Source organism: Mesorhizobium sp. M3A.F.Ca.ET.175.01.1.1, assembly GCF_004791945.1.
In the GTDB taxonomy this organism is placed as follows: domain Bacteria; phylum Pseudomonadota; class Alphaproteobacteria; order Rhizobiales; family Rhizobiaceae; genus Mesorhizobium.
Genome location: NZ_SRTP01000019.1, coordinates 57,484 through 81,338, shown reverse-complemented (window position 1 = coordinate 81,338; position 23,855 = coordinate 57,484). Strand labels below are relative to the sequence as shown.

Annotated in this window: 20 protein-coding genes; 15 read left to right on the top strand and 5 right to left on the bottom strand. The window is 64.6% G+C overall.

The features are described 5' to 3' along the window. Window positions 1–206: 206 nt before the first annotated feature. The 3 genes from glcE to glcF all read left to right on the top strand — a co-directional run bounded on the left by glcE (window position 207) and on the right by glcF (window position 3,262). Entirely contained in the window at window positions 207–1,463 is a 1,257-nt protein-coding gene (glcE, locus tag EN818_RS28625) for a glycolate oxidase subunit GlcE (protein ID WP_135906111.1), read from the top strand. Beyond that, complete coding sequence (locus tag EN818_RS28620) at window positions 1,460–1,849, top strand: DUF4870 domain-containing protein (protein WP_135906110.1); 390 nt, start codon at window positions 1,460–1,462, stop codon at window positions 1,847–1,849. The genes glcE and EN818_RS28620 overlap by 4 nt, the downstream gene beginning before the upstream one ends. Window positions 1,850–1,936: 87 nt before the next feature. After that, window positions 1,937–3,262 (top strand): glycolate oxidase subunit GlcF, encoded by a 1,326-nt coding sequence (gene glcF, locus EN818_RS28615; RefSeq protein WP_135906109.1) that lies wholly within the window; start codon window positions 1,937–1,939, stop codon window positions 3,260–3,262. A 212-nt stretch (window positions 3,263–3,474) separates the two neighbouring features. Here the strand turns inward: glcF and EN818_RS28610 are convergent, their stop codons facing one another. Further along, window positions 3,475–4,215: a L,D-transpeptidase gene (locus EN818_RS28610; RefSeq protein ID WP_135906108.1), complete on the bottom strand. Its 741-nt coding sequence runs from the start codon at window positions 4,213–4,215 to the stop codon at window positions 3,475–3,477. Between the two features lie 213 nt (window positions 4,216–4,428). On the opposite strand from EN818_RS28610, the gene EN818_RS28605 reads away from it, so the two are divergent. Then, window positions 4,429–5,067 (top strand): DNA-3-methyladenine glycosylase I, encoded by a 639-nt coding sequence (locus tag EN818_RS28605; RefSeq protein ID WP_135906107.1) that lies wholly within the window; start codon window positions 4,429–4,431, stop codon window positions 5,065–5,067. Between the two features lie 95 nt (window positions 5,068–5,162). Here the strand turns inward: EN818_RS28605 and EN818_RS28600 are convergent, their stop codons facing one another. Continuing rightward, complete coding sequence (locus EN818_RS28600; RefSeq protein WP_095808989.1) at window positions 5,163–5,402, bottom strand: hypothetical protein; 240 nt, start codon at window positions 5,400–5,402, stop codon at window positions 5,163–5,165. Window positions 5,403–5,610: 208 nt separating this feature from the next. On the opposite strand from EN818_RS28600, the gene hisS reads away from it, so the two are divergent. The 5 genes from hisS (at window position 5,611) to EN818_RS28570 (ending at window position 11,847) form a co-directional block, all read left to right on the top strand. Further along, complete coding sequence (gene hisS / locus EN818_RS28595; RefSeq protein ID WP_135906106.1) at window positions 5,611–7,116, top strand: histidine--tRNA ligase; 1,506 nt, start codon at window positions 5,611–5,613, stop codon at window positions 7,114–7,116. A gap of 178 nt (window positions 7,117–7,294) precedes the next feature. Continuing rightward, window positions 7,295–8,416, top strand: a complete 1,122-nt coding sequence (locus EN818_RS28585) for an ATP phosphoribosyltransferase regulatory subunit (RefSeq protein ID WP_135906105.1) — start codon at window positions 7,295–7,297, stop codon at window positions 8,414–8,416. Continuing rightward, window positions 8,413–9,114, top strand: coding sequence for an ATP phosphoribosyltransferase (gene hisG, locus EN818_RS28580; RefSeq protein WP_135906104.1), 702 nt, complete (start codon window positions 8,413–8,415; stop codon window positions 9,112–9,114). Before EN818_RS28585 ends, hisG begins: the two co-directional genes overlap by 4 nt. Before the next feature lie 181 nt (window positions 9,115–9,295). Further along, window positions 9,296–11,056, top strand: coding sequence for an AMP-binding protein (locus tag EN818_RS28575; protein WP_135906103.1), 1,761 nt, complete (start codon window positions 9,296–9,298; stop codon window positions 11,054–11,056). Between the two features lie 167 nt (window positions 11,057–11,223). Continuing rightward, a complete protein-coding gene (locus EN818_RS28570) occupies window positions 11,224–11,847 on the top strand; it encodes a poly-gamma-glutamate hydrolase family protein (protein WP_095808994.1) in 624 nt (207 codons plus the stop codon). A 33-nt stretch (window positions 11,848–11,880) separates the two neighbouring features. On the opposite strand, the gene EN818_RS28565 is transcribed toward EN818_RS28570, so the two are convergent. Together EN818_RS28565 and EN818_RS28560 are read right to left on the bottom strand one after the other, a co-directional pair. Next, entirely contained in the window at window positions 11,881–15,021 is a 3,141-nt protein-coding gene (locus tag EN818_RS28565) for a multidrug efflux RND transporter permease subunit (protein ID WP_135906102.1), read from the bottom strand. Then, window positions 15,018–16,187: an efflux RND transporter periplasmic adaptor subunit gene (locus EN818_RS28560; RefSeq protein ID WP_095808996.1), complete on the bottom strand. Its 1,170-nt coding sequence runs from the start codon at window positions 16,185–16,187 to the stop codon at window positions 15,018–15,020. The genes EN818_RS28565 and EN818_RS28560 overlap by 4 nt, the downstream gene beginning before the upstream one ends. Before the next feature lie 80 nt (window positions 16,188–16,267). Between EN818_RS28560 and EN818_RS28555 the strand changes: the two genes are divergently transcribed. Together EN818_RS28555 and EN818_RS28550 are read left to right on the top strand one after the other, a co-directional pair. Further along, a complete protein-coding gene (locus EN818_RS28555; protein WP_135906101.1) occupies window positions 16,268–16,489 on the top strand; it encodes a cysteine rich repeat-containing protein in 222 nt (73 codons plus the stop codon). A gap of 128 nt (window positions 16,490–16,617) precedes the next feature. Continuing rightward, window positions 16,618–17,721: a calcium:proton antiporter gene (locus EN818_RS28550; protein ID WP_135906100.1), complete on the top strand. Its 1,104-nt coding sequence runs from the start codon at window positions 16,618–16,620 to the stop codon at window positions 17,719–17,721. A gap of 73 nt (window positions 17,722–17,794) precedes the next feature. On the opposite strand, the gene EN818_RS28545 is transcribed toward EN818_RS28550, so the two are convergent. Further along, window positions 17,795–18,703 (bottom strand): hydrogen peroxide-inducible genes activator, encoded by a 909-nt coding sequence (locus tag EN818_RS28545; protein WP_135906099.1) that lies wholly within the window; start codon window positions 18,701–18,703, stop codon window positions 17,795–17,797. Between the two features lie 141 nt (window positions 18,704–18,844). Here EN818_RS28545 and katG point away from each other — a divergent pair, with 141 nt between their 5' ends. The 4 genes from katG (at window position 18,845) to EN818_RS28525 (ending at window position 23,827) form a co-directional block, all read left to right on the top strand. Further along, entirely contained in the window at window positions 18,845–21,052 is a 2,208-nt protein-coding gene (katG, locus tag EN818_RS28540) for a catalase/peroxidase HPI (protein WP_135906098.1), read from the top strand. A gap of 288 nt (window positions 21,053–21,340) precedes the next feature. Beyond that, window positions 21,341–22,630, top strand: coding sequence for an RsmB/NOP family class I SAM-dependent RNA methyltransferase (locus EN818_RS28535; protein WP_135906097.1), 1,290 nt, complete (start codon window positions 21,341–21,343; stop codon window positions 22,628–22,630). Between the two features lie 95 nt (window positions 22,631–22,725). Continuing rightward, complete coding sequence (locus tag EN818_RS28530; RefSeq protein WP_095809001.1) at window positions 22,726–23,184, top strand: PaaI family thioesterase; 459 nt, start codon at window positions 22,726–22,728, stop codon at window positions 23,182–23,184. Between the two features lie 4 nt (window positions 23,185–23,188). Beyond that, on the top strand, window positions 23,189–23,827 hold the full coding sequence (locus tag EN818_RS28525) for a 5'-methylthioadenosine/S-adenosylhomocysteine nucleosidase (protein WP_129553362.1): 639 nt from the start codon (window positions 23,189–23,191) through the stop codon (window positions 23,825–23,827). Window positions 23,828–23,855 lie beyond the last annotated feature (28 nt).

Here is a 23,855-nt window from a genome sequence, read left to right as displayed (position 1 = left end):
CTCCCGCCAACACCGCGCTCCTCAACCGCATCGCCAGAAACATCCTTCAGGGCGCCGATGTCGACAAAGTCCCCATTAGCCACCGCATCAAGAAATGCGCCTGGAATGACGACTACCTCATCCAGGCGCTTACTCATATGCGATAGCCCTGCCCCTGTGGGGGAGATGTCCGGCAGGACAGAGGGGGGCGCGAAGGAACGCAGCCTATGACCACCTTCACCCCATCCTCATCCGCCGAAATCCTCTCCACCATCCAATGGGCGGCCGCCGAAGAAACCTCCCTCGAAATCCTCGGCCACGGCTCCAAGCGCAACATCGGCCGTCCGCTGCAGACCGAGCATACGCTCGACCTCTCCAAGCTCACCGGCGTCACGCTCTATGAGCCGGCCGAGTTGGTGCTTTCAGCAAGGGCCGGAACATCCCTCGCCGAGATCGACAGGCTGCTCGCCGAAAACGGCCAACAGCTAGCGTTCGAGCCGATGGACTATCGCGCGCTGCTCGGGGGCGAGCCGGGCAGGGGCACGATCGGCGGGGTGCTGGCGGCGAACCTGTCCGGCCCGCGTCGGCTCAAGGCCGGTGCGGCGCGCGACCATATCCTCGGCATATCGGCGGTTTCCGGCCGCGGCGAGGCCTTCAAGTCGGGCGGTCGCGTCGTCAAGAACGTCACCGGCTACGATCTCTCCAAGCTGATGGCCGGGAGCTGGGGCACGCTGGCCGTTCTGACCGACGTCACCTTCAAGGTGCTGCCCGCGGCCGAGACCGAGGTGACACTTGCCATTCGCGGTCTGCTCGACGAGGCGGCCGTGTCGGCCTTGGCGCTGGCTCTCGGCTCCAGCGCAGAGGTTTCGAGCGCCGCGCATCTGCCGGAGCGGATCGCCGCGCGCGTGGCCGGCGGCAAGCTTGGCAGCGATGCCGCGACGCTGCTGCGCGTCGAAGGCTTTGGTCCCTCGGTCGTCTACCGCATCGAGGCGCTGAAACAGCTGCTTGGCAAGGCCGGCCCGCTGGAAGAGATCGCGGGCGAGTGCTCCACAACCCTGTGGCGCGACATCCGCGATTGCGCGCCCTTCGCCGATGGCGGCGCCCGACCGGTCTGGCGCGTCTCTATGGCTCCCTCGCAGGCGCATCACATGGTGATGGCGCTGCGCATGCAGGCTGCCGTCGAGGCCTTCTACGACTGGCAGGGCGGGCTGGTGTGGCTGTCGATGCGCGAGGCCGACCCGGGCGCGGCGTTGCTGCGCGGATTGATCCGCAAACATGGCGGCGGCCACGCGACTTTGGTGCGCGCCTCGGCTGCGCATCGCGCAGCCCTGCCGGTGTTCGAACCGCAGCCGCAGCATCTGGCAGCGCTGTCGGCGCGGCTCAAGGCCGAGTTCGATCCGAAGCACATTCTCAACCCCGGCCGCATGGCGCCAGGTTCCAGCTCTGCTACTCTTGCCCAGTCAAAGGAGGGAGCAGCATCATGAGCAACGCCAATTCAGGCCCGGGCACGGGAGCGCGCCAGACAGACCGCTGGCTCGAGCCGGGACAGACCAACGCGCTGGTCATCTACATCCTCTACCTCGCCAGCCTTGTCATCGGCGTAACCGGCATCATCGGCATCGTGCTTGCCTACATCAACCGCGGCAAGGCGGGCGGCTTCGTCGAAAGCCACTACACATTCCTGATCAGGACCTTCTGGATCGGCCTTCTCTACGCGCTGATCTCGGTGGTCCTGATGATGCTGGCGATCGGCTTCCTGCTGATGTTTGCCGTCGCGGTCTGGTTCATCGTCCGCTGCATCCTGGGCCTGCAGGCGCTGCAGCGCGGCGAGCCGATCAAGAACCCGCAAAGTTGGCTCCTCGGTTCATAAAGCTTGATCCCGAACCTAGTCCGCGAGCCTTGAAAAGCTGGAACCGGGTTTCGGGAAAGATCATGCTCAGCTAGTTAGGACATTTCGGTGCAGACCAATTTCTCAGCCTCGCAGCTTGCCGATCCGCACGTCGCGGAATCGGAAAAGATCCTGCGCAAATGCGTGCATTGCGGCTTCTGCACCGCCACCTGCCCGACCTATGTGACATTGGGCAACGAGCTGGATTCACCGCGCGGCCGCATTTATCTCATCAAGGACATGCTGGAGAACGGCCGTCCGGCGGACAAGGAGATCGTCACCCATATCGACCGCTGCCTGTCCTGCCTTGCCTGCATGACGACTTGCCCTTCGGGCGTCAACTACATGCATCTGGTCGATCATGCCCGCGCCCATATCCAGAAGACTTACAGGCGTCCGCTGCTCGACCGGCTGACGCGCGCCGTGCTGGCTTTCGTGCTGCCCTATCCAAGCCGCTTCCGCGCCGCGCTGAAATTGGCGGGGCTGGGTCGGCCGTTCATCGGCCTGTTCGAAAAACTTCCGGCGTTGAAGCCGGTCGCCGCCATGCTGAAGCTCGCGCCCTCGTCGATCCCGCCGGCGTCGCCAATGGCCTCGCCGGGCGTGCATGCCGGGCAAGGCACAAAGCGCGGTCGCGTTGCCATTCTCACCGGCTGCGCGCAGTCGGTGCTCGATCCAGCCATCAACGAGACGACCATCTCCTTGCTCACGCGACTCGGGGTCGAGGTCGTAGTGCCGGAAGGCGAGGGCTGCTGCGGCGCGCTCGTCCACCATATGGGCCGCGAGGCGGACGCCCTTGCGTCCGCCAGGCAAAATGTCGACGTCTGGACGCGCGCCATCGAACAAGGCGGCCTCGACGCCATCATCATCACCGCTTCAGGCTGCGGCACGACGATCAAGGATTACGGCTTCATGCTGCGCCTCGATCCGGCGTACTCTGAGAAGGCCGCTCACGTATCGAGACTCGCCAAGGACATCACCGAATATCTCGCCGCCTTCGATTTGCCCGAGCCGGTGCGCAAGCCGGGCACCATCGTCGCCTATCATTCCGCCTGCTCGATGCAGCACGGCCAGAAGATCACGCACCAGCCGAAAGAGCTTCTCGCCAGGGCGGGCTTCATCGTTCGCGAGCCTCGCGAAGGTCATCTCTGCTGCGGCTCGGCCGGCACCTACAACATCCTGCAGCCTGAGATTTCGGCAAAGCTGCGCGACCGCAAGGTGAAGAACATCGAGGCGACCGGCGCTTCAGTGGTCGCCACCGGCAATATCGGCTGCATCACCCAGATCGGTTCGGCCGCCAAGCTGCCGGTGGTTCATACGATCAAGCTGCTCGACTGGGCCTATGGCGGCCCGAAGCCGGAGGGCGTTCCCGTTGAACGACTGGTCGCAGCGGAATAGTTATTCGCGTTGCCTCCACGGCGAGCTTTCGTGCGGTGGGAAAGGAAAAGGGCAGCGCGGTTGCCCGTGCTGCCCTTTCGCGACCGGCCGTATCCCCACACGGCCCGTCCCCCGTTAACCCGCTGTCACTCTAAGCACGTCTCCCAGAGGCGCGCTATGGCTTGAGAGCAACAGCACGCGCCAAAAACGACTGCCGCGCGGATTGACAGTCCCTAAATCACCACCACGGTCGTTCCGATGTTCACGCGCTCGTAAAGGTCGACGACGTCCTCGTTGCGCATGCGGATGCAGCCCGACGATACCGCGCCGCCGATCGTCCATGGCTGGTTCGTGCCGTGGATACGGTATTCGGTGGTGCCGAGGTAGAGCGCGCGGGCGCCCAGCGGGTTCTCGATGCCGCCGGCAAGATAGGTCGGCAAATAGCGGCCCTTGGCCGCCTCGCGCTTGATCATAACGGCTGGCGGGCGCCAGTCCGGCCACACTCTTTTGTCGGTGATCTTGTGCGTGCCCGACCATTCGAAACCGGGCTTGCCGGTGCCGACGCCGTAGCGGCGCGCCTTGCCGTCCTTCTCGACCAGATAAAGGAAGTTATCCTTGGTATCGATGACGATGGTGCCAGGTTTCTGCGGGCCGTCATAGGCGACTTCCTGCGGCAGGTAGATCGGATTGATCTGCGGCCGCGCCGCCATGCGCTTGGCAGGCTGGCCTACGGCCGCGGTCCGCTGCTGGCCGGGCTGGGCCTGGAGAAGCCGCCGCAGCGGCTGCTGCGTCGCCTGCCGGGTCGGGCGCACGATGCCGGGCGCGTGGCCGAGCTGCAGCACCCAGGGCGCCGAAAGGTCGGGGCTCACCATCACCGGCGGCACGTCGGCATAGCGGTCATTGGCAAGCGAAGTCGTCGCGCCAGCGGCCAGAACCGCAATCGCGCCGAGCAGGGAACAAAACGCTGTCTTCATCTGAAAAGCACCTTGATCGTCGAACCCGTCCGGGAGCGGGGCTCCTCGGGTTTCGCGATCCTTGGCGCCGAGCGGCAACCGAAACATGAATCGGAATGCGTAAAATGCCGACTTGTCAGTAAACCTTTTGGTGTGGTTACCGGCCGGTTCAGGAATCTGGTAAAGCCGGCGTAAAGTGGCCGCTGCGGCGCGTTAACAAATGGATTTCTGGCGATGGGAAATGAGAATGCCGGCCTGCTCGATGGCCCCGACGGCGTTGCGCGCTGCTTCTGGCACGGCAACCTGCCGGATTATCTGCATTATCATGATCATGAATGGGGCAGGCCTGTAGCGGACGACCGCCGGCTGTTCGAGAAGATATGCCTCGAAGGATTCCAGTCCGGCCTCTCCTGGCTCACCATCCTGCGCAAGCGCGAGAACTTCCGCGAGGCTTTCGCCAATTTCGACTTCGACAAGGTGGCTGCCTTCACCGAGCAGGATGTCGAGCGCCTGCTCGGCAATGCCGGCATCATCCGCCATCGCGGCAAGATCGTCTCGACCATCAACAACGCCAGGCGCGCCCGCGAGATAGTCGATGAATTCGGTTCTCTGGCCGCTTGGTTCTGGAAATTCGAGCCCGGTCCCGACGAGCGGCCTTCGATTGTCGACCTCGCGCATCTGCGCGCCAATCCGACGACGGCGGTCTCGGTCAGGATTTCGAAGGAACTGAAGAAGCGCGGCTGGAGCTTCGTCGGCCCGACCACCGTCTACGCTTTCATGCAGGCTATGGGCCTGGTCAACGACCATCTCGAAGGCTGTGTGTGCCGGGCAGAGGTGGAAGCCGAGCGCAAGACGTTCAAGCGGCCGAAGTGAGCGCTTTTCCCTTCTCCCCATTCACGGGGAGAAGGTGCCCGAAGGGCGGATGGGAGGCAGCGCCGACCGTCGAGATTTCCCGGCGAATGACAAGCTCAGACGCCGCTGGCGCTGGTCAAGAACAGCCCGGCGAGGATAGCCGCAAGCGCGGCGAAAACCGGATAGACCACCATCAGGCCGGTCACCAGCGCGTCGCGCACCGTCGGCTTGCGCGTCTCCGCCGCAACCTCGAATGGCCCGGCCGGCTGCTGCGCTGCCTTGAGCGGGGCAGTGCCGGCAGGCCGCAGCCTGGCGGCCGGGTTGCCGCTGTCGGTAATGTCTTGCGCCGTGATCATGACCCGAACCCTTTGTTTCGGTGCGCTTTATGCTCTGGGATTGTGTCGGCAGCATGCCGCGCCGGTGGCGGAATTGTTTCGTTTTCGACGTGATTTGTTTCGAGGCAGGCACCCTTGCCGCACCAAGCAGCATCGGTTAGGACACGCGCGCCTTGGAATTAGGAAATTTCCCATCCATGGCGCGTCACGAAACACCGAGTAACCACCCATGGCCGACAAATCGGAGAAGACGAAAGCGCGGCTGCCGCGCGGTTTTGCCGACCGCAGCGCCGAGGACATCCGCGCCGTCGAGAAGATGATGGCGACCATCCGGGGCGTTTATGAACTCTATGGTTTCGAGCCGGTCGACCAGCCGATGATTGAATACACCGACGCGCTGGGAAAATTCCTGCCCGACCAGGACCGGCCGAACGAAGGCGTGTTTTCTTTCCAGGACGACGACGACCAGTGGCTGTCGCTGCGCTATGACCTGACCGCGCCGACGGCGCGCTTCGTCGCCGAGAATTACGACCGCCTGTCGAAGCCCTATCGCAGCTACCGCTCCGGCTGGGTGTTCCGCAACGAGAAGCCCGGTCCGGGCCGCTTCCGCCAGTTCATGCAGTTCGACGCCGACACCATCGGCACGCCCGGTGTGGCGGCGGACGCCGAGATGGCGATGATGATGGCCGACGTGATGGAGGCGCTCGGCATCAAGCGCGGCGACTACGCCATTCGCGTCAACAACCGCAAGGTGCTGGACGGTGTGCTGGAAGCCATCGGCCTTGGCGGCGACGAGAATGCTGGGCGCAGGCTCACGGTTCTGCGGGCCATCGACAAGCTCGACAAGCTCGGGCCGGAAGGCGTGAGGCTCCTGCTTGGCCCGGGACGATGGGATGGCGGCAGGGAAGGCGAAGGCGATTTCGCTAAGGGCGCCGGGTTGAACGACGCACAGGCCGAAGCGGTTCTTCTGGCCACGGCAAGGAACGGCCAGACTGGCCAGGATTCCAGTGTCAGCGCAAATGCCGTCTATCAAGAAGGCGTCGGCGAACTTGCCACGATTGAAGCCCTGGTCAGAGCGGCCGGATACGGGGAAGATCGCATCGTGATGGACCGCTCCGTCGTGCGCGGCCTGGAATACTACACCGGCCCGGTGTTCGAGGCCGAGCTGCTGGCCGAGATCCCCAATGAGGACGGCCAGGTCGTGCGCTTCGGCTCGGTCGGCGGCGGCGGCCGCTATGACGGGCTGGTCTCGCGCTTCCGCGGCGAGCCGGTGCCGGCGACCGGCTTCTCCATCGGTGTCTCCAGGCTGATGACGGCGCTGAAGAACCTCGGCAAGCTCGATACGTCCGATGTCGTCGCCCCGGTCGTTGTGCTGGTCATGGACAAGGATACGGAAAGCCTTGGCCGCTACCAGAAGATGGTCGCGGATCTCCGCGCCGCCGGCATTCGCTCCGAGATGTATCTCGGCGGCGCCGGCATGAAGGCGCAGCTGAAATATGCCGACCGCCGCGGCAGCCCGGCCGCCATCATCCAGGGCGGCGACGAGCGCGCCAAAGGCGACGTGCAGATCAAGGACCTGATCGAAGGCGCGCGCCTGTCGGCCGAGATCACCGACAACGCCGAATGGCGCGCCGCGCGGCCGGCGCAGGTGACGGTGGCAGAGGGTGAGCTGGTTGCCGAGGTTAAGAAGATCCTGGCGGCGCAGGCGGCCGATCGCGCGAAGGGTGGCGCTTGAACACCCCCCTCTGTCCTGCCGGCCATCTCCCCCTCAAGGGGGGAGATTGGATGTTGCCTATGCTTTCGCCAATCTCCTACGGAGAAGAGAAGGTGCCGTGCTTTGAGCTGCCAATCTCCCCCCTTGAGGGGGAGATGGCCGGCAGGTTAGAGGGGGGCGCCTCGCGCCCCGCCTATCCATGACCTCCCGCTACCCCGCCATCGCCGCCGACGTCACGGCCCTCTTCGCCGAACGCGACACCCATGCCGTGGAAGTGGCGGTGCTGCAGCCGGCCGATCCGTTCCTCGACATGGCCGGCGAGGACCTGCGCCGCCGCATCTTTCTAACCGAGAGCGAGACCGGCAAGACGTTGTGCCTGCGGCCCGAATTCACCATTCCGGTCTGCCTCGACCACATCGCCAGCCAGGCCGGCACGCCGCGCCGCTATTCCTATCTCGGCGAAGTGTTCCGCCAGCGCCGCGAAGGCGGCAACGAGTTCTTCCAGGCTGGCATTGAGGACCTCGGCGACCGCGACACCGCAGCGGCGGATGCCCGCTCGCTGGCCGACGCCCATGCGCTCCTGTCGTTGGTATTGCCTGGGCAGCCGCTCGCCATCACGCTCGGCGACCAGACCCTGTTCGAGGCGGTGCTGGCGGGGCTTGGCCTGCCGCGCGGCTGGCGCATGCGCCTCGCCCGCGCCTTCGGCTCGGCGCCGATGCTGGAAGCAGCGCTTGCCGATCTCGCCAACCCGCCGCGCAACAACCAGCTCTCCGGTCCGGTGGCGACGCTGGTGCTGGACGGCGACGCGGAAGCTTTGGCCGCGCATATCGCCGCCGGCATGGAAGAGGCCGGCTTGTCCGCTTCCGGCGGTCGCGCTCCCGCCGACATAGCCAGGCGGCTGATCGAGAAGGCGCAGCTGCGCAGCGTGCGGCTCTCCGACGAGGCGTTCTCTGCCTTGAAGGGTTTTCTAGAGATCGACGTCGCGCTCGATGGCGCGACCGAAGCGCTGGACAAATTCGCCGCCGATGCCGGCCTGTCGCTGGGATCTGCGCTGGAGAATTTCGCCGCCCGCGTGAAGGCGATCGAATTGCACGGCCTGCCGATGGCGACGATCCGCTATGATGCCGCCTTCGGCCGCCCGCTCGACTATTACACCGGTCTCGTCTTCGAGATCGCCGCGGCCGGCGGTGATCGCCCTCTGGTCGGCGGCGGCCGCTACGATCGGCTGCTGACGCTGCTGGGGGCAAAAAAACCGATCCCCGGCGTCGGCTTCTCGGTCTGGCTCGACCGCATCGAGACCCTGCGGGAGCGCGCGCGATGATCACGCTGGCGATTCCGTCCAAGGGCCGCCTCAAGGAACAATCGCTTGAGGTGCTTGCCAAGGCCGGTCTGGCGGTCACTTTGCCGGCAGACGACCGCAAATACCGTGCCCGCATCGATGGCCTCGACAATGTCGAGGTGGCCTTCCTGTCGGCGTCCGAAATTGCCGGCGAAATCGGCCAGGGCGCGGTCGACCTCGGCATCACGGGCGAAGACCTGCTGCGCGAAAACCTGGCCGACTGGGAAGCGCGCGCCGAAATCGTCGCCCGTCTCGGCTTCGGCCATGCCGATGTCGTGGTGGCGGTGCCGGATATCTGGCTCGATGTCGACACCATGACCGACCTCGACGATGTCGCCGCCGATTTTCGTCAGCGTCACGGCAGGCGGTTGCGGATAGCCACCAAATACTGGCGGCTGACGCAGCAGTTCTTCTCGCTGAAACACGGCATTCAGGTCTACCGCATCGTCGAAAGCCTCGGCGCCACCGAAGGCGCGCCGGCCGCCGGGCTCGCCGACGTCATCGTCGATATCACCACCACCGGCTCGACGCTGCGCGCCAACCACCTCAAGGTGCTGGGCGATGGTGTGATCCTGCAGTCGCAGGCCTGCCTGGTGGCGTCCAGGAAGAGACGAGATGTAGCGGACGAAGCCGTCTTGCGCGATATTGCGACCAAGATGAGCGCCCTCCCTCCCCCTTGAGGGGAGGGTGCCTCGCGAAGCGAGGCGGGTGGGGTCGTCTCACGTCGAGCACTTTCGTAATCCCTGCCGCCCTCCACCTTTCGCGGCCTTCCACTCTCCGCTCGCGTATAGGCGTACCATTGTCGGGTTTCCACCATCCCGGCAGGCTGATAGGTTGGCTCAATCCCGGGAGGAGACGGCGATGGCGATCAATCTCGACGAGCTCAAGAACGCCACCAATCTGCGCAAATCGCGCAATAGCTTCATCGCTCCGGTGGACGGCAGGGCGCATGTCTCCGGCGACCGATCGGTGCCCTTGCTGGACAAGACCATTCCGGAGCTGTTCTCCGATACGGTCACCAAATACGCCACGCTCGACGCCGCCGTCTTCGTCGGCCAGGACAAGCGCTTCACCTGGAGCGAGCTTTCGGACGCGGTTGACGCTTTGGCCGCCGGCTTCCTGGCGCTCGGCCTCGAAAAGGGCGACAGGGTCGGCATCTGGTCGCCGAACCGCTGGGAATGGCTGGTGACGCAGTTCGCCACAGCCCGCATTGGCCTCATCCTGGTCAACATCAACCCTGCCTATCGGCTGACCGAGCTGGAATATGCGCTGAACAAGGTCGGCTGCAAGACGCTGGTCACCGCGGCGAGCTTCAAGACCTCCGATTACCTCGGCATGATCGAAACGCTAGCGCCGGAGATCGCCAAGGCCGAGCCCGGTAAGCTCAACGCAAGGAAGCTGCCGGCGCTGAAGATCGTCATCCGCATGGACGACGACAACTCGCCCGGCATGTATAATTTCGGCGACGTGCTGGCCATGGCCGGTCGCGACGAGCACGACAGCCTCGACCGCATCTCGGAAGGCCTCAAGCCCGGCGACGCCATCAACATCCAGTTCACCTCCGGAACGACGGGCGCGCCGAAGGGCGCTACGCTCACGCATCACAACATCGTCAACAACGGCAATTTCGTCACCGCGGCGATCAGGCTCGGTGTCGACGATCGGCTTTGCATTCCGGTGCCGCTCTATCATTGCTTCGGCATGTCGATGGGCACGATGGGCTGCGTCACCAAGGGCGCCACCATGGTCTTCCCGGGCGAAGGCTTCGACGCCGGCGCCACGCTGAAGGCCCTGGCGCAGGAGCGCTGCACTGGCCTATATGGCGTGCCGACCATGTTCGTGGCCATGCTCGACTACCCTGATTTTTCGAGCTTCGATCTGTCCGGCCTGCGCACCGGCATCATGGCCGGCTCACCCTGCCCGATCGAGGTGATGAAGAAGGTGGTGTCGCTGATGCATATGGCGCAGGTGACCATCGCCTACGGCATGACCGAGACCAGCCCGGTGTCCTTCCAGAGCAGCGTCGACGATCCTCTGGAAAAGCGCGTTTCCACCGTTGGACGCATCCAGCCCCATGTCGAGGTCAAGGCGATCGACGCCGACGGTGCAACCGTCGCGGTCGGCGCGCCGGGCGAGCTCTGCACGCGCGGCTATTCGGTGATGAAAGGCTATTGGGACGACGCCGAAAAGACCCGCGAGGCGATCGACGCCGACGGCTGGATGCACACCGGCGACCTCGCCACCATCGACGCCGAGGGCTATTGCAACATCGTCGGACGGGTGAAGGACATGGTCATCCGTGGCGGCGAGAACGTCTATCCGCGCGAGATCGAGGAGTTCCTCTACCGCCATCCCAAGGTCAAGGAAGTGCAGGTCTTCGGCGTTCCCGACGACAAATATGGCGAGGAGCTCTGCGCCTGGATCGTGCCGAAACCCGGCCAGGTCGCGACCGCCGAGGAGATCAAGGCCTTCTGCGCCGGCCAGATCGCGCATTACAAAGTCCCGCGCTACATCCGCTTCCGCACCGAACTGCCGATGACGGTGACCGGCAAGCCGCAGAAGTTTCTGATGCGCGAGGCGATGATCGAGGAACTGGGCTTGGTGGCGCAGAAGACGGCGTGAAGCAGGATCGACCGGAAGATATTGAGCCTTTGGGGAAACGCGCCTAGAGCAACTCCAGGAAGTCCGGAATTGCGTGAAAACAAACGCTTAGAGCGGATCAGCGATACTGCGAAAAGCTGAACAGCTCGAAGACGCGAACCTGCCGACCGTGCGTTTTTGGATGAGCTATGGAACAGGAGTTCCCAAATTTCGCGGCGCTGAAAATCGCCAAGACCGAGAACATAGACTATCGAATAGTCGTCCGACGTGGCGCGCGAAGCGGCAGCGCGATCGTCATCGCTCCCCATGGCGGGAAAATCGAACCTCGCACATCCCTGATCACTCAGACGATAGCCGGGAGCGATCTCGACTTGTATTGCTTTGAAGGCCTCATGCCGGAAAGCAATCGAGAGCTGCACATAACGTCGAGGAACTTCGACGAGGAAACTGCGCTCGAACTGTTGCGAACGAAGTCCACCGTCGTTTCTATCCACGGTCGACACGATCGGGATGACCCCTCGACGGTCTACATGGGTGGAAAGGACGCCGCGCTGATTTCAGCTATAGTCTGGCGCTTGCAGGAAGCCGGCTTCAGCACGCAAAGGGATAACCACCCGTTTCCAGGCATCGACGATTTCAACATTGTCAACCGTGGATTGACGGGGAAAGGAGCGCAACTGGAGATACCCTTCACGCTGCGCCAGCGACTGGCGAACGAGCCAGAGCTTTTGGACAGATTCTGCACGGCGACGCGCAAAGCAATCCAGGCGTTCGATGCTGAAAACGGTGTTCAGCCCCCGATCGTGTCTTGAAAAATGCCGACGACGGTGTGAGCGGAAGATACTCTAACCCGGAAGCATCGCCCGCTTCGCCTTGCGTTCGGCGCGCCATTCCTCGAACCGCTGCAGGATCACGAAGAAGGCAGGCACGAAGAGGACGGCGAGGCAGGTCGAGGCGATCATGCCCGAAAACACCGTGATGCCGATCGATTTGCGCGCGCTCGCGCCCGCGCCCGTCGCCAGCACCAGCGGCGCCACGCCGAGAATGAAGGCGAAGGAGGTCATCAGGATGGGGCGGAAGCGGGCGCGTGCAGCTTCGATCGCCGCTTCGACGATGGGTCTGCCGTCGGCGCGCAACTCGCGCGCGACCTCGACGATCAGGATGGCGTTCTTGGCCGACAGCGCGATCAGCAGGATCAGGCCGATCTGGACATAGAGATTGTTGTCGATGTGGAGCCCGTTGAGCACCAGCACGGGGCCGACCAGCGACATCGGCGCCGCGAGCAAGATCGAGATCGGCGCCAGCCAGCTCTCATATTGTCCCGCCAGCACCAGGTAGACCAGCAGAAGCGCCATGCCGAACACCAGGTAGATCTGCCCGCCGACGAGCTTTTCCTGGAAGGAAAGCGCTGTCCAGTCGTAGCCGGTGCCGGGCGGCAGCGTGTCGGCGGCGGCCGCCTCCATCAGCTTGATCGCATCGCCTGATGAAAAGCCCTGTGCCTGCACGCCGAGGATCGATGCAGAGGGATAGAGGTTGTAGAGGCTGATCAGCGAGGGACCGACGCTTGGCGTGACCGTTAGCACGGTGCTGAGCGGGATCATGTCGCCGCTTTGGTTGCGCACCGTCAGGCGGCCGATGTCCTCGGGCGAAAGACGGAACTGCGCATCGCCCTGCACATAGATCTGGAACACGCGCCCGAACTTATTGAACTGGCTGACATAAGTGGAGCCGAGATAGCCGGCCAGCGTCTGGAACACCTGGTCGGTGGTCAGCCCGAGCGTCTGCACCTTCTCGCGGTCGAATTCGACCTGGTACTGCGGCACGTTGGACCGGAACGTCGCCGAGACGCGCTGGATGCCCGACTGCGTCTCTGCCGCCCTCGTCAGCGCGTTGGCGGCGCCTTGCAGCTTGGCCAGGTCGAAGCTGCCGTCACGCAGCTCGATCTGCATGGTGAAGCCGGCGGCGTTGCCGATGCCCTGGATCGGCGGCGGAGGCAGCACCAGCACGTTGCCGTCCGCCATGCCCGACAGATTCTTGTTGAGCGTCGCATAGAGCGAGGCGAGATCCTCGCCCTTGCCGCGCACGCTCCAGTCCTTGAGGATGATGTAGGCGACGCCGGCATTGGCGAGCGTGGAGTTGTTGTCGAGGGCCGAGAGGCCGGCGATCGTCACCACCTGGTCGACCCCAGGCGTGGCCTTGGCGATGGTCGAGACCTGCTGCAGCGTGTCCTGCGTGCGGCCGAGCGATGCCCCGTCGGGCAATTGCACCGAAGCGAGCAGATAGCCCTGGTCCTCGATCGGGATGAAGCCAGTGGCGACGCGCGACATGCCGTAGCCCGCCGCGCCGATGATCAGCAGCGCAATGATGCCCATTACCGTGCTGTGACGCACCATCGATCCGATCAGGCGCGCATAGCTGTTTTCCGCGCGCTGGTAGAGGCGGTTGAAGCCGCGGAAGAAGGCGTTGCGTTTTTCGAGCGGCACCGGCTGCCTCAGCCAGGTCGCGCACTGCGTCGGTTTCAGCGTTGCCGCGTTGACGGCGCTGATCAGGGCCGTCGCCGCGATCACCAGCGCGAATTGCGCATACATCTGCCCGGTCAGTCCGGGCAGGAAGGCAGCCGGCAGGAACACCGCCATCAGCACCAGCGTGATGCCGATGATCGGCCCGAACAGCGCATTCATCGCCGCGACCGCCGCATCGTGGCGAGACATGCCGCGTTCCATATTGTGCGCAGCCCCCTCGACCACGACGATGGCGTCGTCGACGACGATGCCGATGGCAAGCACGATGGCGAACAGGGTCGACAGATTGACGGTGAAGCCGAGCGCAAGCATGGCCGCGAAGGCGCCGATGATGGTCACCGGCACGGTCGTCGCCGGCACCAGCATCGCCCGCCAATCCTGCAGGAAGAGCAGGATGACGATCAGCACCAGCACCGCGGCTTCGAACAGGGTCTTGTAGACCTCGTCGATCGCCTGGCTGACGAATATCGTGGTGTTGAAGGGGATCGAGTAGGCGACGCCCTGCGGGAACTCGCCCGACAATTCCTTCATCCTCGCCTCGACCTTGCCGGCCACGTCGAGCGCATTGGCGCCCGGCGACAGGAAAATGGCCAGGCCGGCCGCCTGCTGACCGTCGAGATTGAAGAACTGCCCATAGGTCTGGGCGCCAAGCTCGACGCGGCCGACGTCGCGCACGCGGGTCAGGTCGCCGTTGGCGCCGGTCTTGACGATCACGGCGCCGAACTGATCGGGATCGTCGAGGCGGCTGGACACCTCGATCGTGTACTGGAAGGACTGCCCGTCCGGCGCCGGCGGCGCGCCGACCTGACCCGCGGTGACCTGCTCGCTCTGCTGCTGCAGCGCCTGGACCACGTCCTGCGTGGTCAGGCCGCGGATCTGCATCTTCTCCGGGTCGAGCCAGACGCGCATCGAGTACTGCCCGGCGCCGAACACGTTGACGTTGCCGACGCCCGGAATCCGGGAGAGTTCGTCCTTCAGGCGGATCGTCGCATAGTTGGCCAGGTAGAGGCTGTCATACTGGCCGCTTGGCGACGTCAGCGTCACGATCTCGAGGATGGAGGTCGACTTCTTCTGGACGTTGACGCCCTGCACCTGCACTGCCTGCGGCAGGGACGCCAGGGCGGTGGACACGCGGTTTTGGACGCGCACCTGCGCCTGGTCCAGGTCGGTGCCGATCTGGAAGGTGACGGTCAGATTGTAGCTGCCGTCCGACGCGGCGAATGACTGCATGTAGAGCATGCCTTCGACGCCGTTGACCTGCTGTTCGATCGGCAGCGCCACCGTGTCGATCACCGAGCGGGCGCTGGCGCCGGGATAGCGTGTTGTGACCGAAACCGTGGGCGGCACCACGTCGGGATATTGCGCCACCGGCAGGCCGAACAGCGAGATCAGCCCGACGACGACCATGAGGATCGCGATGGCGTTGGCCAGGACCGGGCGTTCGATGAAGAATTTGGAGATCATTGCACAGCGCCGTCGGCTGCGGCCGCTTCCAGCGTCTTCACCTGCGGCTCGATCTTCTGGCCCGGCACGGCCGTGAGCAAGCCGGAGACCAGGACGCGATCTTCCGCCGAGATGCCCTTGGTGATCACGCGCAGCGTGCCGACGAGCTGGCCGATCTCGACCGGACGCTCCTCGACCACGTCGTCCTTGCCGGCGACGAGCAGGTAGCGGCCTCTCTGGTCGCTGCCGATCGCGCGATCGGGAACGAGCAGCATGTCAGGCTCTTCGCCCAACGGCACGCGGACGCGCACGAAGTAGCCCGGCAGCAGCGCCCGATCGTCGTTGGGCAGCACGGCGCGCACCGCAAGCGTGCCGGTGGCGGCTGTCACCTCCGGCGCTGCAAAGTCCAGCATCCCCTTATGCGGGTAGCCCGTCTCGTTCTGCAGACCGACTTCGACCGGTATTTTCTTCAGATCCTGTGAGGTTATCCCGCGCTTGGCCATGGCGGCGCGGATGCGTAGCACGTCCTGCTCCGAAACGTTGAAGTTGACGTAGATGGGCGCAAGCTGAACGATGGTCGCCAGCGTGGTGGCGCTGCCGGCGCCGACGAGTTGCCCGATCGAGACCTGGCGGGCGCCGACGATGCCTGCAAACGGCGCCTTGACCTCTGTGTAGCTCAAATTCAGCTGAGCCTGCTGGACGTCGACCGCGGCCTGCTTCTGCTTGGCGACGTCGACGTCTGCCGCGGCAGCGGACTGATCGAGGGTCGATTGCGAGATGATCTTCTGCGACAGCAACTCCTGCTGCCGCTTCAGGTCGGCTCCGGACTGCTTGGCCGAGGCATCGGCCGAACCCTGCTCGGCCTGGGCTTGGTCGAGCGCCAGCTGGTAGGAAGCCTGCTCGATCAGGAACAGGCGCGTGCCTGCCTTGACCTCGTCGCCGTCCTTGTAGTCGATTTCCTGGATGAAGCCCGAGACGCGGGCAACCAGCGGCGTCGTGTTGATCGCGGCGGCGCTGCCGGTGGCATCGAGATAGGGGGTGACGTTCTGCTTCACCGGAACCGCGACGTCGATCTTGGGGGGTGGCGGCGGCGCGTAACTGTTTTCTTTGCTGCAACCGCACAGTAACGTTGCTGCAAGTGCGAATAAACCTGCCGTCGGCGCGGCTCTCCCCCAGGCGAAAACCATTTTGCCCCTCTGAATACTTCGGTATATATATCGCATTGTTATGGAATTGGGTGAACCTACCTTTTTTGGGGGAGTTTGTCATGCGGATTGCGTTGGGCGTGCTTTTTCTGGCAACCCAGATTACCGCTACAGTGGCACTGGCACAGACGGCGGCGGAGCGGGAAGCCTGCCAGGCCGACTATGAGAAGTTCTGCAAGGGCGTGGAACAGGGTGGCGGCCGCATCATCAAGTGCCTGAACGATCATCTGAGCGACCTGGCGCCGCAATGCCAGAAGGTCGTCAAGGAGAACACGCCCCAATAGGCCTTCGCTTTCCCGATGACAGGGCGGGATCGTCGAATGCCGGCCGGCAACGGCTTTCGCAGGACACTTGGCTGGATGCTCCCACGCAAGCTTGCGCAAATGCCCAAGACAGCAACGCCAAGGCCGCGATGAGCGATTTCGGGCGATCGGTGGTCTCTCGGGTGATGCCCGCAGCTGCCCTGGCCATGGCTCTCGCAGTCAGGGTCGGCGGGCTGTCGGTCGAGCAAGGATCGCTGGAGATCAGGATCCTGGTCGGCGCCGTTTCGACCGCTATCATGTTCGTCACCATTTTCGTGGTGCTCGACCACGCCGAGGCGGTCGCCCGGCGCGTCGGTGAGCCGTATGGAACGTTGGTGCTGACCTTTGCGGTGACGGCGATCGAAGTATCGATCATCGTCTCGATGATGTTGCATGGCGAAAACAACCCGACGCTTGCCCGAGAATCGGTTTTCTCGACGGTGATGATCACGTCCACCGGCGTCGTCGGCATCTGTCTCACGCTCGGCGGCTGGCGCCATCGCAAGCAGGCGATCGTGCGGCAGGGAACCAGTGCCTACCTGGCGGTTCTGTCTGCGCTGACGGTGATGACGCTCATTCTGCCGACCTACACGCGAACCACGGATCCCGGAACGTTTTCAGCCGCTCAGCTTGGCTTCGTCAGCGTGCTTTCGGTGTCGCTCTACGCATGTTTCGTGTTCGCGCAGACGGTCCGCCACCGGGATGATTTCGTTGAACAGCACGAACCCGAGCATGCGGCCCGAACTGCCGCCCACGACGCCGTCGCGGCCAGCGCGCTGCTCCTGTTCATTGGGCTCATCGGCATCGTGATGCTCGCGGAGCAGGTTGCCGCCAGCGTTGAAGATGCGCTCGTCGCCTACCAGGTGAGCCAGGCCGACGGCATCGTCGGCGCATTGATTGCCGGGCTCGTGCTGATGCCGGAATCCATTTCGGCCATCCGCGCCGCGCTCAACAATGAGCTGCAGCGCGGCCTCAATGTTGCGATGGGTTCGGCCTGCGCGACAATCGGTTTGACCATACCGGCAGTGGCAGCCGCCAGTCTGCTGACAGGCAGGGGGCTGACGCTCGGGCTTCCTCCCCTCGATATCGTGCTCTTGGTGCTGGCGCTTTTCATATGCAGCATCAGTTTCAGCACCGAGAGGACGACGTTTCTGACCGGTGCCGTTCACCTGATCGTCTTCATGACCTACGTTTTCCTGATAGCGATCCCGTGAAAGCTTGAGGTGAGCCCAATTCAAACAATCACAGTGACATGTGGTCACCGGCGGCCACATACAAAAGCGCGCGTCACGCCGCCAGCACCGCCTGATCCAGGCCGCGGATGATCTTCGCCAGTTCGGCGCACTCATCCTGGCGCACCTTGTTCTTCCGCCAGGCCATGCAGATCATGCGCTGCGGCATCGGCTCCTGGAACGGCACGATCCTGAGATCTGGCATGACGCCGGCGGCACTGGCCGCCATTTCAGGGATCAGCGTCACGCCCAGCCCATGCGCCACCATCTGCAAGAGCGTGGTGAGGCTGGTGGCACCGTAGCTTGCCATTGCCACCGGCCGCACATTGCCGCAGACGGCCAGCGCCTGCTCGCGCAGGCAATGTCCTTCCTCGAGCAGCATCAGCCGCTCCAGGGCGGGGCTTTCCGGCGGCACCGGCGGCGAGGCGAAGGCCGGATCGCCGACGGGTACCGCCAGAAAGAACCGGTCGGGGAAAAGCTCCTCGGTGACGAGGCCCGGATAGTCGAGCGGCAGGGCGGCGATGAAGGCGTCGAGCCGGCCCGAGGCGCTGTCGTCGATCAGCGAGGCCGTCACCGCTTCGCGCAATTCGAGCTGCAGGGCGGGAAAATGCCGTCTCAACTCCGGCAGCACATGCGGCAGCAAATAAGGCGCCACGGTCGGGATGATGCCCAGCCGGAAGCGGCCTTCCATGACAGGCCGGCCGCGCCGGGCCGTGGTCTCGACCTCGCGTATGTCGGCGAGGATGCGTTCGATGCGCGGCTGCAAGGCGATCGCCTCGTCGGTCATCCGCACCGTCTTGCCGCCGCGCTCGAACAGCAGGCAGTTCAGCCGCTCCTCCATTTCGGCGATCTGTGCGGAAAGCGCCGGCTGGCTGACGCCGGCGAGCTTTGCGGCGCGGCCGAAATGCAGCGTCTGCGCCAGCGCGTCGAAATAAAGCATCTGCCGGACGGTAAGGCCAATCATAAGAAAATCCTATCGGAAAAAACAGGAAAGGCAATTTGTCTTTATCGGTACGGCGGCCTAGTCTGGAATCGTTCCAGAGTGGCGCGGCCGCTGGCTGCCCCGGACAACCCAATTCAAAACTCGGCAAAATCGGAGACTAAGATGGACGCGAAAACCGACGACGACAGCGCGGGCAAATGCCCTGTGGCGCATGGATCCGCCGGCCGGACCAACCGTGACTGGTGGCCGAACCAGCTTGACCTTGGTGTTCTCCACCAGCAGTCGAGCCTCTCGGACCCGATGGGCGAGGACTTCGACTATGCCAAGGAATTCCAGAGCCTCAACCTCGACGCGGTGGTCAAGGACCTGCACCATGTCATGACGGATTCGCAGGACTGGTGGCCGGCCGACTTCGGCCATTACGGTCCGCTGTTCATCCGCATGGCCTGGCACAGCGCCGGAACCTATCGCATCGGCGACGGCCGCGGTGGCGCCGGCGCCGGTCAGCAGCGTTTCGCACCGCTGAACAGCTGGCCGGACAACGCCAATCTCGACAAGGCGCGCCGGCTGCTGTGGCCGGTCAAGCAAAAATACGGCCGCAAGATCTCCTGGGCCGACCTGATGATCCTCGCCGGCAACGTCGCGCTGGAATCGATGGGCTTCAAGACCTTCGGCTTCGCCGGCGGCCGCGCCGACGTCTGGGAGCCGGAGCAGGACGTCGACTGGGGTTCCGAAACCAAATGGCTTGATGACGAGCGCTATTCGGGCGACCGCGAGCTGCATGGCCATCTCGGTGCAGTGCAGATGGGTCTGATCTACGTCAATCCGGAGGGACCGAACGGCACGCCGGATCCCGTCGCCGCCGCGCGCGACATCCGCGAGACCTTCCGCCGCATGGCCATGAACGATGAGGAAACGGTGGCGCTGATTGCCGGCGGCCACACTTTCGGCAAGACCCACGGCGCCGGTGATGCCTCTCTGGTCGGCGCGGAGCCGGAAGGGGCCGGCATCGAGGCGCAGGGCCTCGGCTGGTCGAGCAAATATGCCACCGGCATTGCCGGTGACGCGATCACCTCCGGCCTCGAGGTCACCTGGACGACGACGCCGACCAAGTGGAGCAACAATTTCTTCGACAACCTCTTCAACTTCGAGTGGGAGCTGACGAAGAGCCCGGCCGGCGCCCAGCAGTGGACGCCGAAGGGAGGCGCCGGCGCCGGCACGGTGCCGGATGCACACAATCCCTCGAAGCGCCACGCGCCGGCGATGCTCACCACCGATCTGTCGCTGCGCTTCGACCCGGCCTATGAGAAGATCTCGCGGCGGTTCCACCAGCATCCGGACCAGTTCGCCGATGCCTTCGCCCGCGCCTGGTTCAAGCTCACCCACCGCGACATGGGACCGATCGTGCGCTACCTCGGCCCGCTCGTGCCGAAGGAAGAGCTGATCTGGCAGGATCCGGTCCCGGCAATCGACCATGAGCTGGTGAGCGAGCAGGATATCGCCGCGCTGAAGGCCAAGATCCTGGCCTCCGGCCTGTCGGTATCCGAACTGGTCTCGACCGCCTGGGCTTCCGCCTCGACCTTCCGGGGCTCCGACAAGCGCGGCGGCGCCAATGGCGGTCGCATCCGCCTCAGTCCCCAGAAGGAGTGGGAGGTCAACCAGCCGGCTCAGCTCTCGAAGGTGCTGGCCAGCCTCGAAGCGATCCAGCAGGAGTTCAACGCTGAGCAGACCGGCGGCAAGAAGGTCTCGCTCGCCGACCTCATCGTGCTTGGCGGCGCCGCTGCGGTCGAGAAAGCGGCGAAGGATGGCGGCAACGAGGTGAAGGTGCCCTTCACGCCCGGCCGCATGGACGCCTCGCAGGCGCAGACGGATGTCGAATCCTTCGCGGCGCTCGAGCCGAAGGCGGACGGCTTCCGCAACTACGTCGGCGGCAGGCTGCCGATGTCGGTCGAGGCGATGCTGGTCGACCGGGCGCAGCTGCTGACGCTGACGGCGCCCGAAATGACGGTGCTGGTTGGCGGCCTGCGCGTCCTCGGCGCCAATCACGGCGGCTCGAAGCATGGCGTGTTCACCGACAGGCCCGGCACGCTGAGCAACGACTTCTTTGTCAACCTGCTCAGCATGGCGACAATCTGGGATCCGGCATCGGAGCCGGGCTCGGACGAGGTCTATGAAGCGCGCGACCGCAAGACCAAAGAGATCAGGTGGACCGGCACCCGCACCGACCTGATCTTCGGTTCGCACGCGCAGTTGCGTGCATTTGCCGAGGTCTACGCCTCGGCGGATGCCAAGGCCAAGTTCGTCAAGGATTTCGTCAAGGCCTGGACCAAGGTGATGAACCTCGACCGCTTCGAGATCGCCTCGAAGTAAGGTCTAATCCTCCCAAGAGAAAGGCGCGGGTTCATGCCCGCGCCTTTTTCGCTCAACCGAAGCAATTCCAGGAAAACTGTACCGCGTTTTCCCTTCGAAATCGCTTCCATCCAACAAAATCTCGGTCCTTCTCAAGACGCCCGCCTGGGCGACGGGCCGCAATGATGGCATCGCGGCACCGATCCTTCGCCATGGCAACAGCGGGCTTGCCGCAACAGAACTGTTTCAATCCTGGCCTGAAACGCTTTATGAGCGGGCCAGAAGCAATCTGCGGGATAGCGAAACAAGATGCGACTGGGCGGAAGGCTGGCGGCGGCCATCGAAGTTCTGGAAGACATCGGCCGGCGACATCGGCCGGTGGCCGACGCCTTGCGCGATTGGGGCCTGTCGCATCGCTTTGCCGGCGGCGGCGACCGTGCCGCCATCGGCAACATCGTCTATGACGCGCTGCGCCGCAAGCGCTCGGCCGGCTGGCTCTTCGGCGAGGACACGCCGCGCGCCATCGGTTTCGGCGCGCTGCTGCTCGAATGGGGCCAGACGGCGCAGTCGCTCAACGATGCGCTGGACGGCGACAAGTTCGCGCCGCCGCTGCTCAGCGCGGCCGAACTGAAGGCGGTTGCCAGGCAGAGCTCCCAGGAGGCGCCCGACGCCGTGCGGGCCGATGTTCCCGACTGGTGTGCGCCGCTGCTTGCAAGGGTCTATGGTGACGCCTGGATCGGCGAGGGGGCAGCGCTCGCAATGCGCCCGCCGCTGGACCTCAGGGTCAACACGCTGCAGTCTGATCGCGACAGGGTGCTTGCCGAACTCCAGGGCACCGGGGCCGCGCCTGCCGCAATCGCGCCGCTCGGCATCCGCATTCCGCCGATCGACGGCGACGGCCGGCATCCCAATGTGCAGGCCGAACCCGCTTTCCAGAAAGGCTGGTTCGAGGTGCAGGACGAGGGGTCGCAGATTGCCGCGGCGTTGGCCGGCGCCGAGCCTGGCATGCAGGTGCTCGACTACTGCGCCGGCGCCGGCGGCAAGACGCTGGCGCTGTCGGCCGAGATGGACAATCGCGGCCAGCTGTTTGCCCATGATGCGGAGAAAGTGCGTCTGGCGCCGATCTTCGATCGCATCCGCCGGGCGCACAGCCGCAATATCCAGGTCGTCCGCAAGCCCGCGGACCTCGTGCCGCTAGCCGGCCATATGGATCTCGTGCTGATCGATGCGCCCTGCACCGGCAGCGGTACCTGGCGGCGGCGCCCCGACGCCAAATGGCGGCTGACCGAGAGGCAGCTCGAAGCGCGCAAGGCCGAGCAGCAGGCGATCCTCGATAGGGCGCAGACATTCGTCAAAACCGGCGGACTGCTCGTCTACATCACCTGCTCGGTGTTCGACGCCGAGAACGGCGAACAGATCGCGGCTTTCCGCGAACGCTACGGCAACTTCGTGCCGGTCGATCACCGCCAGCTCTGGGACGGTTCCTTCCCCGGCCATGAAGGCGCGGCACGCATCGCCGATAGCGGCGGCATCTCGCTGTCGCCCGCCTTGAGCGGCACCGATGGGTTCTATTTCCACGCTTTGCGCAAGGTGGGCTAAGGATCGCGTCGTTTTGCTGCACTGCAGCATCAGGAGATTGCCTGTCCCGCCTGCCTCTGCAATAAAGCTGCGCCAGCAAAAGTGAGGCGAGGGCCATGGCAGCCAAGATCGTACCCGCTCCCGATTATGAGGAACGCGTCAGGGTCTCCTTTGCCCGCCAGAAGGCGATGGCCACCATCGGCGCCGAGCTGACGCTGGTCACGCCCGGCATCATCGAGATCGAGATGCCCTATGCACCAGAGCTTACCCAGCAGCACGGTTTCCTGCACGCCGGCGTCATTTCGACGGCGCTTGACTCGGCTTGCGGCTATGCGGCGTTCTCGCTGATGCCGCAGAATTCGAGCGTGCTGACCATCGAATTCAAGGTCAATCTCCTGGCGCCGGGCAGGGGCGAGCGCTTCCTGTTTCGGGGCTCGGTCACCAAGCCCGGACGCACCATCGTCGTCGCCGACGGCCAAGCCTATGCATTCGCCGCCGACGGCGAGGCGAAGCTGATCGCAACCATGACCGGCACCATGATGACGGTGGTCGGCCGCGACGGCATCGAGGGGTGATCTCATGGCAAACACCGCGCGGATAGCGCAGAAATCCGTTCTCTTCGTCATGGCGGCCGACGCCGAATATGGGCCGCACCTCAAAAGACTGTTCACGCCGCTGATGATCGGCGTCGGCCCCGTTGAGGCCGGCGTTCGCCTGGGCGCCGAGCTCGCGGCGTCGAAGGGGCAGGGCGCGCTCCCCGATCTCGTCGTCTCGCTGGGTTCCGCGGGCAGCCGAACCCTTGAGCAGGCCGAGATCTACCAGGCGGTGTCGGTCAGCTACCGGGATATGGACGCTTCGCCGCTGGGCTTCGAGAAGGGCGCCACGCCGTTCCTCGACCTGCCGGTGACCGTGCCGCTGCCGTTCGTCATCCCCGGCATCAAGAGCGCCACGCTTTCCACCGGCGGCGCGATCGTGACCGGCAACGCCTATGATGCGATCGCCGCCGACATGGTCGACATGGAGACCTTCGCCTGCCTGCGCGCCTGCCAGTTGTTCGGCGTGCCGCTGATCGGCCTGCGCGGCATTTCGGACGGCGCCTCCGATCTCCGGCATGTCGGCGACTGGACCGAATATCTGCACGTCATTGACGAGAAGCTTGCCGCCGCCGTTGGGCAGCTTGAACAGGCCATCCTGTCCGGCGCGGTTCGCCTCGCCTGAGGCTGGAAAGGACCGAAAGCCGCAGCGC